The sequence below is a fragment of the Acinetobacter sp. YH12208 genome, from assembly GCF_013418055.1.
In the GTDB taxonomy this organism is placed as follows: domain Bacteria; phylum Pseudomonadota; class Gammaproteobacteria; order Pseudomonadales; family Moraxellaceae; genus Acinetobacter; species Acinetobacter pseudolwoffii.
The window spans coordinates 542373-554818 of sequence record NZ_VPCT01000001.1 but is presented as its reverse complement, the minus strand read 5'-3'; the positions used below and the strand labels follow the sequence as shown (position 1 = coordinate 554818).

The 12446-nt window shown below is 42.1% G+C and carries 13 protein-coding genes; 6 read left to right on the top strand and 7 right to left on the bottom strand.

Annotated elements, in window-relative coordinates; genetic code table 11:
* Window positions 1-19: 19 nt before the first annotated feature.
* Entirely contained in the window at window positions 20-2959 is a 2940-nt protein-coding gene (locus tag FTU95_RS02610; RefSeq protein ID WP_005171109.1) for an insulinase family protein, read from the bottom strand.
* A gap of 165 nt (window positions 2960-3124) precedes the next feature.
* A complete protein-coding gene (locus FTU95_RS02605; protein WP_100535023.1) occupies window positions 3125-3577 on the bottom strand; it encodes a GNAT family N-acetyltransferase in 453 nt (150 codons plus the stop codon).
* 277 nt (window positions 3578-3854) lie between these two features.
* Between FTU95_RS02605 and FTU95_RS02600 the strand changes: the two genes are divergently transcribed.
* Genes FTU95_RS02600 through FTU95_RS02590 form a run of 3 tightly spaced genes read left to right on the top strand, consistent with a single transcriptional unit; the run spans window position 3855 to window position 5817 of the window.
* Complete coding sequence (locus tag FTU95_RS02600) at window positions 3855-4859, top strand: adenosine kinase (RefSeq protein WP_180039767.1); 1005 nt, start codon at window positions 3855-3857, stop codon at window positions 4857-4859.
* 14 nt (window positions 4860-4873) lie between these two features.
* Entirely contained in the window at window positions 4874-5182 is a 309-nt protein-coding gene (locus FTU95_RS02595; RefSeq protein ID WP_171304337.1) for a Rieske (2Fe-2S) protein, read from the top strand.
* Window positions 5183-5202: 20 nt separating this feature from the next.
* Complete coding sequence (locus FTU95_RS02590) at window positions 5203-5817, top strand: OB-fold-containig protein (protein WP_005096777.1); 615 nt, start codon at window positions 5203-5205, stop codon at window positions 5815-5817.
* A 65-nt stretch (window positions 5818-5882) separates the two neighbouring features.
* Here FTU95_RS02590 and FTU95_RS02585 read toward each other — a convergent pair whose 3' ends face one another.
* Together FTU95_RS02585 and FTU95_RS02580 are read right to left on the bottom strand one after the other, a co-directional pair.
* The gene (locus FTU95_RS02585; RefSeq protein ID WP_100355015.1) at window positions 5883-6563 is read right to left on the bottom strand and encodes a YidB family protein; all 681 of its coding nucleotides are present in this window, start codon (window positions 6561-6563) and stop codon (window positions 5883-5885) included.
* Between the two features lie 98 nt (window positions 6564-6661).
* A complete protein-coding gene (locus FTU95_RS02580) occupies window positions 6662-7132 on the bottom strand; it encodes a DUF6231 family protein (RefSeq protein WP_074382836.1) in 471 nt (156 codons plus the stop codon).
* Window positions 7133-7166: 34 nt separating this feature from the next.
* Between FTU95_RS02580 and FTU95_RS02575 the strand changes: the two genes are divergently transcribed.
* Window positions 7167-8036: a DUF2797 domain-containing protein gene (locus FTU95_RS02575; RefSeq protein WP_180000903.1), complete on the top strand. Its 870-nt coding sequence runs from the start codon at window positions 7167-7169 to the stop codon at window positions 8034-8036.
* Between the two features lie 63 nt (window positions 8037-8099).
* Here the strand turns inward: FTU95_RS02575 and FTU95_RS02570 are convergent, their stop codons facing one another.
* From FTU95_RS02570 to FTU95_RS02560, 3 genes are all read right to left on the bottom strand, one after another.
* On the bottom strand, window positions 8100-9965 hold the full coding sequence (locus FTU95_RS02570) for a SurA N-terminal domain-containing protein (RefSeq protein ID WP_074382837.1): 1866 nt from the start codon (window positions 9963-9965) through the stop codon (window positions 8100-8102).
* A 130-nt stretch (window positions 9966-10095) separates the two neighbouring features.
* Window positions 10096-10368, bottom strand: coding sequence for an HU family DNA-binding protein (locus FTU95_RS02565; protein WP_004786051.1), 273 nt, complete (start codon window positions 10366-10368; stop codon window positions 10096-10098).
* A 157-nt stretch (window positions 10369-10525) separates the two neighbouring features.
* A complete protein-coding gene (locus tag FTU95_RS02560) occupies window positions 10526-11005 on the bottom strand; it encodes a phasin family protein (RefSeq protein ID WP_005096772.1) in 480 nt (159 codons plus the stop codon).
* Window positions 11006-11208: 203 nt separating this feature from the next.
* Here FTU95_RS02560 and FTU95_RS02555 point away from each other — a divergent pair, with 203 nt between their 5' ends.
* Window positions 11209-11859, top strand: coding sequence for a hypothetical protein (locus FTU95_RS02555; protein ID WP_005171121.1), 651 nt, complete (start codon window positions 11209-11211; stop codon window positions 11857-11859).
* Window positions 11860-11971: 112 nt separating this feature from the next.
* Window positions 11972-12445, top strand: a complete 474-nt coding sequence (locus tag FTU95_RS02550) for an Rrf2 family transcriptional regulator (protein ID WP_005171122.1) — start codon at window positions 11972-11974, stop codon at window positions 12443-12445.
* Window position 12446: the final 1 nt, after the last annotated feature.

Here is a 12446-nt window from a genome sequence, read left to right as displayed (position 1 = left end):
CTTATCCTCATTTTTTTATTTATAGAACTTGTTGAATTACAAAACCAAGCTGCTCCAGCGTTTCACGTTTTGCCACTGGCGCCACGACTGCCTTAGTAGCCTGCTGCTCAAGCAGATAAGTTTGTGCAACACGCTTTAAATCATCCAGTGTGACATTTAACAGACGTTCACGTAATTTCTTACGGAATGCTGGTGTACGCTGATGCAGATAGGCATAACATGCAGTGATTGCCTCGCCCGCTGGTGAACCCGGTTTATCCATACTGGCAATCAGACCCAGAATCGCTTCTTCCAGTTGATGCGGCTGTTGCGGCGCATTGAGTAACCACTGAATACTGGCATCAAAGTCCTGAAAGGTTTCTGCCAGACGCGGGTCACGGTAGCTGTAGAAACGGAATGAACAGGCATTGCCGTCATAGCTGGCACCACCGCCATAAGCACCACCTTTTTCACGGATTGCACTGTGCAGGAAGCCATTACGTAAATAACCCGCCAGCACCATCAAGGCAGCAGCATCAGGATGCGCCACTTCGACCGCCGGATAAGCAGCCGCGCAGAACTGGACATTGGCCTGAATTAACCAGGCTTCATGCTGATCATGCGTCACTTTTTCGATTTGAGTCAGTGCAACCGGTGCAGGATCAACCGCCAGTTTGTCCCAGACATTCTGGATTTCTTCAATCAAGCTATCAGATTGCGGCTCTTCACACACCAGCAGGAACTGCTTCGGGGCTTGCAACAAGACACGATGAATTCGTTTTAACTCGTCAATCAGCAGATCATATTCAGCCGGATCTTTTTCAATTTTAGAGACCAGCTCGATCAGCCAGTTTAATGCACCCAAACCAGTATTGTGATAATCACGCAATGCCAAAGCACTGTGCTGACGAGATGCAGATTGCATCGCATAGCTATGCCCCGAACCGGAAACACGTGACTGCCAGCGTGTTTTACGCTGTTGTAACAGTTCAATAATACGGTCTTTTTCATCAAAACGCAGCTGTTCAAAACCAATCTTCAACAGACGAATGGCATCTAAATGATTCACCAGTGATTTGGTGGTCAGCGTCAGCCAAGCCGTGATCTTGTTTTTGTCATCGACTTTAGAGCGCAGCGATGCGCCCATACCCAGACCGCCACTTACTGCAGTTTGCAGTTGCTGGAATTCCAGATAATCATATTCACCCGCACCGACTTCACCCATCAAAATCGAAAGCAGATTGAAGTATGGCGACTGCACCACGTCATCTGGAATATTCACTAAAACCTGTTGATAATAAATACCATTGGTACCGGCATGATACAGATTCAACGGCGTATCGACCTGATTACAGATAATCTCGCGTAACTGGCCCTGAACAATCTGTAATTCCGCAGGTACATCTTCCAGGCCAACTTTCGGCAATAAATTCAAGTCATCCGGTGTATCCTGACGCACATTCAATGCTTCAGTCTGGGCAATAATGTCTGCTTTCTGCTCTTCGGTCAGATTCTTGCCAATTTCAGCCAGACGGGCTTTTTCATCGGCCGCTTCTTTGGCAGATTTGGTCGCATCAGGAACCAGGGTCAGTTGTACACGATGCGGATTATCCAGCAGATGCTCTTGAATCAGGTTGGATAACCACATTGGATCTTGTAGTTCTTCTTTCACCGCAGCAATCGCGGAATCCACATCCCAGACTTCGACCGGATCACGGTGATGAATCGCACTGCCCAAACCGCTCAGAATCAGGCTCAGACCATAAGGCGTGCCATCCCCATTGATTTCACGCTGATGCAGTTCAATTTGATGCAAAATTGCATCGACCATGTTCTGATCGACCGGTTTAGAGGCGACATCTTCTAAAACTTTAAACACGCCATTTTTAAATTCTTCTGCATGTTCAGGATTTGAACCCTGCACCGCACAGTAAAAAGTCATTTCAAAATTAGAATCATCCACGCCCATAAATGGACCACTAGACTGTGCATAATCACAGGTTTCCAGATAATGACGCAGTGGTGATGCTGAATCTTCCAGCAGAATCCCTTCGACTAAACGCATACCCAAACGCAGTTTAATATTGCTGGCTTCTGGCAATAACCATGACAGCACATGATAGGTTTTATCCTGCAAATCTTCAGCATCGACCGCATAGCTGTCTGTCACAGTCAATGGTGCAGTCAAACGGGTTTCAGGCGTTGGATATAAGGTCTGACCTTGCTCAAATTTGGACAATGCCAGTTTTTCAAACTGTTCTTGCAGTTCAAATGCAGATTGATTACCAAAAGTCATGAAGACTGCATTACTTGGATGATAATGTGACTTATAGAAATCGACTAACTCTTGGTAAGTTAAGTCAGGAATATCTTTTGGATCACCGCCAGAATTATAATGATAAGTGGTATGCGGATATAAATGATGCGCCAGCGTATGATAAAGCTGGTCTGAAGGCGAACTCATCGCCCCTTTCATTTCATTAAAGACCACGCCTTTATAGACTGGCTCGCCATTTTCCAGTTCAATGCGAATGCCTTCCTGAGCAAAATCCAGTGGATTCAGGTTCGCAGCAAATGCCGCGTCCATATACACTTCAAGCAGGTTTTGAAAATCTTTGCTGTTTTGCGTTGCAAATGGATAAGCCGTCCAGTCTGCCGCAGTAAAGGCATTCATAAAGGTGTTCAATGAACGGCGGATCATCAGGAAGAATGGATCACGCACCGGGAACTTTTCTGAACCGCATAATGCAGTATGTTCCAAAATATGTGCTTCGCCTTTAGAATCCATCGGCTGGGTACGAAACGCCACCAGAAAGACATTTTCATCGTGATTGGTCGCCAGATGATAATGTGTGGCACCAGTCACTTTATGTTTATATTCAGACACAAAAATGTCTAAAGCTTCAACATGTTGTTGACGTAACAACTGAAACGCAGGATGTACAGTTTGAGAAATGGTTTCAGTGACATCTACAGTCATGCGATCTCCTAATGCTTTAATTAAAATAACTAAGGACATTATAGCTTTAGTTATCTGAATTATTCACGTTGAAAACCGAGGATTTTGATCGAATTAAGTAAACTTGATCATTTGAAAATTAAATCATCAAATTTACTGGCTAAGTCTGGCTCAACAGCAGCAAGATCACGAAATCAAATATTTGAAGTAGTTATAACTTGGATTATTTTCCACAAATACATAATTCTGTTTTTGATAAAAACTTGCAGCCAGTCGGGTATCTGTTTGCAGACATAAGGCCGAATAATGCGGAGCTGCCAACTGTTCCAGATAAGCCAGAAGCTGTTTACCGACCCCATGCAGCCGATATTTTGGATGGACATAGAAACGGCGCACACGACCAATCCGCTCTTCAATGCCATTATCGCCCCATTGCTGGTTTAGGCCACCACAGGCAATCAGTTTTTTGCCATCATGCGCGACCAGTAAATGTTCATTGGCTTGAGCAAAGCAGTTTTTACCGGTGCGATATTCTTCAATTAACTTATCCATCACATCTAAGCCTTCTTTACGCGCAAGGGTCGCTAGCGTTTCGACCTGGTCAGGAAGTTGTTCAACTTTTACAATTTTAATATCCATATACGCACACTATTTGAAATGATTGTGAAGAATGATCTTCGCAGAGCGACTTTAAAGTATCATGTCGAACGCGATATATCCTTATAAATAAAATTTGATGCTTAAATCAATGCTACAGCAACGTAGTGCATAAAAATAAGTCAAATCTTAGACCAAAGATAGTCACTGAACAAAATACAGTATTTTTGGAAAATATTTGAAAATGATTCAGCAAACTACAGCAATCCCAAGCAATCGTGTAAACTTGGCACTTTCATTTTTAATGTGATATTTGAACATGGCAAATGTTGATCTTTTTGCAATTGGTAATGCGCTGATTGACCAAGAATTTAAAGTGTCTGAAGACTTTTTAACTGCACATCACTTGCAAAAAGGCACCATGCAGCTGACAGATGGTGATACTCAGGCCACGCTTTATCAAAATCTTCAAGCGACTCAAGTTTATAAGGGTCAGGCTTCAGGCGGTTCAGCAGCCAACACTACCGTGGCATTTTCTGCACTTGGCGGTTCTGCATTTTATGGTTGCCGTGTTGGTAATGATGAACTGGGGCAAATCTATCTGAAAGGTTTAAATGATGCGGGCATTCAGACCACAATCCAGTCGATCAGCGAAGGTGTAACGGGAACTTGTATGGTTCTGGTGAGTCCTGATTCTGAACGTACCATGCATACTTATCTAGGTATTACTGCTGAACTCACGGATCAACAAATTGATTTTAGTGCGCTAAATACTGCGAAATGGCTATATATCGAAGGTTATTTATCGACTTCTGAAACAGCACGCCATGCCGTCAAACAGGCACGTGAAATTGCCCGCGCTAACGGAGTTAAAATTGCTTTAACTTTATCGGATCCTGCCATGGTGCAATATGCGCGTGCCGGTCTGGATGAAATGATTGCAGAAGGTGTCGACCTGTTGCTGTGTAACCAGCAAGAAGCCCTGATGTATACAGAGACCGATAATATTGACGCGGCTCTAGTTAAATTAAAAACACTCAGTCAACACGTTGTCATTACATTGTCAGCCGAGGGTGCACTTATTTCGGATCACGACAATACATTTAAAGTTCCTGGCCGCAAAGTTACTGCAGTAGATGCGAATGGTGCCGGTGATGCATTTGCCGGGGCTTTCCTGTATGCCTTGAATGCCAACCTAGGTCTTAAAACTGCGGCTGAACTGGCGATTTTAATTTCCAGTCAGGTGGTTTCGCAATTTGGCCCACGTTTAGCGATTGAAGACTATGCGGCATTATTACAAGACTTTCAGAAGGAATGTGCTTAATGTTTAAAATTTGTATGACCGAAGATATTCCAGAGCGTGAAGCCCGAGCTTTTGAACTGGAGAATGGGGATATTATTTTTATTACCCAGCGCGATGGAGCCTTTTATGCCTATCAAAACCTGTGTCCGCATTTGCAAGTCGAGCTGGAATTTCTGGAAAACCAGTTTTTGGATCGTGATCAGGAATTTATTGAATGTTCAACGCATGGTGCACTGTTTTTGGTAGAAAGCGGTGAATGTATTTCCGGGCCTTGCCAAGGTCAGTCACTTGAAAAAGTAGAAATTACCGTGCATTCTGATGGTGGAATTTACCTCACAGAATAAGACCTAAAACGGACTTCACCATGCCTGCATTTTTTCTAGACTATAATCTGATGCCTTTTCATCTCAGTTTATTGGCGATTATTTTGTTTGGCGTGGTGAAAACCATTGGTTTCTATTTTGGACTCAGATCCAGCAAATTTTTGCAAAAAATTTCACCTTATAATTTTCAACAATTAGACCTGTTAAATGTCAAATTCTCCAAAACTCTAATTGTATTTTTCTTTCTGATGAATTTCAGCTTTGCTGGCTATGTTTTACAATTCCTGATCTATTCTCAGGAGTTTGAGTTTCTGCCGGCTTATTATCTGATTATTCCGGCTTTAATTATTGCCACTTTTTTTACGATTTTCATGATTCATTGCCTGGATCAGGTCATTCCACCCAAATATAAAAAGAATAATGTCAATTTGCTCGGCCGTCTGGCAACGATTTCAAGTGGCAATGCCCGCCCTGGATTTTCTGCTCAAGCGCGGGTTCGAGATGAATATGGACAACTGCATTATGTACAGGTAGAACCGGAATTTGGTGAACTGGGTTTTCAATCGCAAATTATTTTAATTCGCACCCGAAAATCTCATTATATTGCCAAAAAAATCTGCGACTCTAACCAGCTGTTTAGCCTGAACCTAGATTAGCGATTTTAAAGTCTGCATAGCATTAAAAAATCCCGACTCAAATCGGGATTTTTACATGATGGAATTTATTTTTTGAGAAGCCCTGAGACCATATTCAAGACATTTTGAATATCATTATTGGCTTCCTGCTTACTGGTCTGTTCACCCTGTGGCGTAAGTGAGTCAATAATCTGCGGCAAGACTTGTGAAATTGCACTATACACATCCTGTTTAGGCGCATGAGTTTGCTGTGCAACTTCTTCAATTTCCTGATCATCAAACAGATTTTGTACCTGCTGCGGATCGACATTCGCATTTTCACCCGGGCCAGTCGACACCCAGTCATCAACCTGACTATTCAACCCCTGTCCTTTAAGCTTATCCAATGCACCCTGTAAACCACCCTGTTTTTGAATCCAGGCCAGTACCAGAGGTAGCACCGCAATCAATAAGGTTTTGCCAGTCGAACCTCCTCCCAATCCTGAACGGGGTTGAGCAGTACTTTGACGATTTGCCCCACCTAACTGACTGAGAACTGAACCTAAAATTGCACCCAAACCATTTTGTCGGGTCTGCTGGCCGGCTTGATTCTGCTGATTCTGATTGTGTTGACTCTGATCTTGTTGAGTCTGAGATTTATTCAAATGACCTAGTACCGATCCCAGGATATCTGCCAGACCACCCTGCTGTGAAGATTGCTTTTGAGACTGCCCGCCACCCAATGCCTGCTTAGCCAATATTTCCACGATATTACTCAGATTCGTCATGCTCTATATCCTGTATGCATCATAGTTACAGAATACGGTCTGTCCTCATATTGTCTAGGCAGGATTGTGTTAATATTTGCAATTAAGCAGGCATAGGCTTACCAGCGAAATTTATCCCAGTTTTCCGGATTGGCCCAGAACTTGGAATTAAACCAGTCGGGCACATGCTTATAGGTTAAAATATTAAACTGCCACAGCGCAAAATCCGCCCCGTGCGTGGTCTTGTCAATCAGCTGGGTAAATCCCAAAGCTCTCAATAGTTTTTCATCTTGCAGCCGACTGATCACCACCAGACGTTTAGCAAATAAATCACGCAATTTCACCAAGATTTGACTCATGATCTGTTCAGACAAGTTTTCGGTTTCTATCGTATCCAGCATTACCACAGCCAGGTCATAACGCTGCTGAAAAGGCAGATTTAAAAAGCCAGATACGCTAAAATAGTGCCATTGAATAGATGGCTGAAACTGGACTTGCCTTAAGTCCTGCCCAATACAAATAGCAGTATGAATTGGCTGTTCCTGTGCGAAATCGTCTAGCATTGAAGTAATGACATTCTGCTCAGCCATAACTGCATCCTTATGATTTAAGTGAGTAATCTTTATGGAACTTCAGGGCATTTGCCATAAAATGCATGTCGGCCTCAAAGACCTTAGTGTAACTGATCAACAGATACAGCGGGCAAATGTTGAGTATAAATTAATTCTGGATCGTGCAGAAATCGATCTTCCATTTAATTTGGGCCAAGACATCGAGATTGAATGGACAGGGAAAATTTATTGCGTATCTTGTGGCAATAAAACCTCAAAATCTTTCTCGCAAGGTCACTGTTTTAAATGTTTTAAGACCAATGCTTCATGTGATATGTGCATCATGAAGCCAGAAACCTGTCATTATCATTTAGGCACTTGCCGCGAAGATGAATTTGCCCAGAATGTCTGCTTTCAACCGCATATTGTCTATCTAGCCAATTCCAGTGCATTAAAGGTCGGGATTACCCGTACCAGCCAAATGCCGACCCGCTGGCTGGATCAGGGCGCAACCCAAGCCCTGCCGATTATGAAAGTTGGCTCACGTCGCCTCTCTGGCAAATTGGAAGTCATGTTTGGTACGCAGGTCGCAGACAAAACAGACTGGCGCAAGCTGCTCAAAGGTGAAGCAGAACCACTGAATCTGATTGAAATCCGTGAACAGCTGTTAGAAGAATTTGCACCTAAAATTCAAAGCATTCGTGAAGAATTTAATCAGAATCTTGAGTTTAATGAAAATATTGAAGTGCTTGAGCAGGAATTGGCACGCGAGTTTATTTATCCGGTCGAGCAATATCCAGAAAAGATTAAATCACATAATCTGGATAAAACTCCGGTGATTCGTGGCAAATTACAGGGTATTAAAGGTCAGTATTTAATTCTGGATACCGGTGTAATCAATATGCGTAAATATACCGGTTATGAACTGATTATTCGTGCTTAAACCCTCATTTGGCTAGAGCATAAAAAACCAGCCCGCAGGCTGGTTTTTTTATTTAAGAGCGTCTTATTTGATTTTTGCCTGAGATTTCAGGTAGCGCGTATAGTCATCAAATTCTTGCTGACCACGAAGTTGCTGATACAACTTCACCAACTCACTACGTTGCTCTGCACTCAATACATCCACCGGGTTTTTCTTTACTTCTGATACCGCAACCACGACCAGCTCATTTGGCATTTTCGCTGTGGTCACTGACCAATGGCCTGCTTTTGGTGTCGGAAGACTAAAAGCGGCACGTTGTACATCACGTTTTAGCAAACCTTCAGCACGGGTATACACGCCAGCATCTTCAAAAATCAAAGCACCTTTGGCGACTGATGCAGCAGGTTTGGTTTTGAACTCATCCAGAGCTTTCTGAATTTTTGCTTTTGCCAAAGCAGCGGCTTTGTCTTCAATCAATTGAGCCTGAACACGCGGTTTCGCTTCTGCCAGTGTTTGTTCACCAGCTGCATGATAGTCACGCACCTTGATCCAGGCCACATCACCATTGGCCAACTGAATGCTTGATGAAGCATTACGATCACCATTTTTGACATCATCATTAAACAGTTTGACTTTAAGGTTGGCATCGCTCAACACTGGGTCACGGGTTGAAAGTTTTACTCCTTGGGCTTTCTGAACCTGCACGCCTTTCACTTCTTGTGTAACAACCTCCAGAGAATCACTTCCCACCACCATATCATTCAAGCTATTCACCGTATCGGAGAATGCATTGGATTTTTTAGCAGCCAAAACCTCTTCAGATAAACGTGCTTTTTGTGACTCAAAAGATGGCACAGCCACATCAGGTGATTGCACAGAAATAATATGATAGCCATAATCTGTTTTCACAGGAGCAGAGACCTGACCTGATTTTAAAGAGCTAACAGTCTGGTCAAATGTGCTACCAAATACGCCAGTTTCATAAACTGCAATTGCTCCGCCTTTAGACTTGGATTCAGGATCTTCAGAATATTGTGCTGCAGCCTGTGCAAAAGTGTTACCGGCTTTAATTTTCGCTGCCACTTCTGCAGCCAGTTTTTGTGCTTCAGCATCACTACGACTGTCCGCCGTAATCAAAATATGCTTCACCTCTGGTTTAACTGCCTGTTTTTGTGTCGCAACAAAGGCTGTATACGCTTCCTGAAGTTCAGCATCTGTCACTGCCAAACCCTGTGCTTGAATATCACTTGGCTTCAACACCACATAGTCTACATCGACACTGGTCGGCTGTGTAAACGATGCCTTGTGCTGTTCATAATAGGCAGCGACTTCAGCATCGCTGACTTTGACATCTTGTTTATAACTGTCCAGATTAATACTGGAAATATGAATATGACGTTGTTCAGTCTGTAAATCGGCAATTTGCTGCATTTCGACCGGACTCACCAGTGGATAGTCCAGGAATGTCGAAGACAGCATTTTCAGCGCATGATCTTTACGCAAACTTTCGACTAAAGCACGATTGGTCATGCCAATTGATTTAAGATAGTTCTCATATAAAGCATCAGAGAACTTACCATCTTGCTGGAAAGTCGGCTGCTGGGCAATCATCTGTACAATTTGCTGGTCACTCAGGCTGATGCCTAATTCTTCTGCCTGTTGTAGCAATAAGGTACGTGAAACCAAAGTATCCATGGCTTTCTGGTCAATGAAGCTTTGATTCAGCAAGGTTTCATCGCCATTGGCATAACTGAGATATTGTTCTTTAAATGATTTCGTCAGTGACTCTAATTCTTTTTGAGATATTTCAGTTCCGTTCACGGATTTTGCCGCATCAGAGCTCCCGCCGCTAAAATATCCTTCAATACCTACAAGCGCTAACGGGGTCAAAAACAGAACGAGTAAAACTTTACCCAACCAACCCTTAATAACTTTACGAAAAGCTTCCATAAGTATTCCAATATTTTATTTGCAAAGGATTTTAACCGAAAATACCCATTGAATGAATGTGTTAATCATCACAATTTATTTTATCAATAAAAAACGCGCCAAAGAAGGCGCGTTTCATCGCTGGGTAAGCTTAAGCTACAGCGTCTTTTAAGCCTTTACCCGCTTTGAAGCTAGGCACTTTGCTTGCTTTGATCTCAAGAGTAGCGCCAGTCTGTGGGTTACGGCCAGTACGTGCAGCACGTTCTTTTACACCGAAAGTACCAAAACCAACCAAAGTAACTGTATCACCCGCTTTTAAAGCTTCAGTAACAGAAGCAATTGTAGCATCTAAAGCTTTACCTGCGTCAGCCTTAGATAATCCCCCTTTCTCTGCAATTGCATCAATTAATTCTGATTTATTCATGAAGATTACGTCCTCTTAATATCGTTTATTTAAGGTTCAAGAATTTGTTTAACATGCCATAACGCCTTTATAGCAATGCTTTAGGTATAAACGCAATACTTAAGAACCTCTTTTTTTTCAAAAAATATGCGAAAAAAACATTGAATAATAAATAAAGTCATTTTATTTGTGTTTTTTTCGACAATTCTTCCTGCATTTTTTCTTGTTCCGCAGTCAACTGATCAACTTTGGCATGTAACTGAAGGATTAAACGTTCCAAATGTTGTACATCCTTGAGTGTGACTAATCCTATACGATTCAATGAGTGATGAACAGAGTTGTCGATCAGCTTTTCCACTTTATCTTTGGTCTCTGTGACCGACTCTTTGGCCTTTTCTGAGACCTTTTCTACAGTTTGATCTGCAATATCTGCAGTTTTAGACTCCAGTTCTTCTCCAACCTTGACCAGTGAGTCAAACAGTTTATTGCCTTCTTCTTCGGCACGTGAAAATGCTCCCAGTCCAGCCAACCAGATCTGTTTGGTATATTTACGAAAATCAAGAGCCGATTTGCGCTCCGAGGCAGATTTGGACTTGGCTTTCATTGTTTTCTGGTTTAAAGCTTCAGCTGAGTCTTGTGCTGTTTTTGACTTGTCCATGTGCACGGCTCCTGTTTGTTTTCTGCTCAATTATTATAAATTATTCTACAAAATCACTGCATAATAGCAAATTTAGTACTTGATAGATTTGCTAAACTGTTCTACAAAGCAATTTATTTCAAGTCTAATTTGATTTAACCCTGAAATCTCTTCACAGGCAGGAAGCTTTTTCACTTTATATTTCAGGTAAGGATTGGTTGTATATGAGCGAATCGCAACAAAGTCAAAATCAACCGCATTTGTTGCTTACGATGACGTTAATTGTTTTAGAAACAATATTTACCTTCATTCTCAAGCATGATCGTGTCGTTGCATTACAAGCCAAGAAGTTTGTAGATGAAAATATCTCGATTAAAATCAATAGCTATATTCCATATTTCGACTTTTATGTGCAATTCACCACAAATGGTCTTTTATTTGACCATAAAGCACCGGGTCGCATTGTAGATCTGGATGTGCGTACCACACTTCCCGATCTGATCAAAATTTTTATTTTTGGCAATCGTCGTAGCATTCGTAGTATGCGCATTGATGGTCATCAGGTTTTGAAAGACGAATTTCGTGATTTATTAACCGTATTCAGCTTGCCAAAAGTATTAGCCGACTGGAAACACTGGCTGTCTGAAACACCTACTGATGAAACGGAAATTATTGCGTCCAAAAAGCGTATAGCACCACTCTTAAAGAAAATTGAAGAGCAGCGTTCCAAGATCAATACCTTGCAAGTAGAAGTCAAACAGTATAAAAACCGCCTGAAACGGATCGAACGCCGTCAAAAGCGCATTAATATTGTTTTTGGCCTGAGTAGCATACTTTTGATTACGTTATTAGTGTATAATTGGCTCAGTATCTAAATCTTTCATTATGAAAAAATTAAATCCCACTAAGGTCTACTAAAAATAACTTGACTAATTTAGTCGGGATTCTTAAAATCGACACATCTAGTCTAACCATGTGTATCGAATCATGCGCCTAACCACTCGCGGTCGCTACGCTGTGACTGCTCTACTTGATCTAGCTTTGCAGCCTTCTGAAAAAACGATTACGCTCGCCGAAATTGCGGCACGTCAAACTATTTCTGTTGCGTATCTTGAGCAGTTATTTGCGAAACTCAAGCGCCATGGCTTAGTTTCAAGTGTTCGTGGAGCAAATGGTGGATACCATTTAGCACGTAATGCAGATGAAATTACTGTGTTAGCAATTATCGAAGCTGTAAACGAAACAGTTGATGCGACTCGCTGTGACCATAAAGGCAACTGCCAGAATGGTGCGATGTGCTTGACTCATGATTTATGGCAGGAACTCTCCCACCACATTGCCGATTATTTAGCAAAAATCTCGCTTGCTGATCTGGTTGCACGTGACAATGTACAAACAGTGTCATTACGCCAAAATTCAGCATCCTTTGATTCAGCCCTTTTATCGGTTACAGGTATTTGAC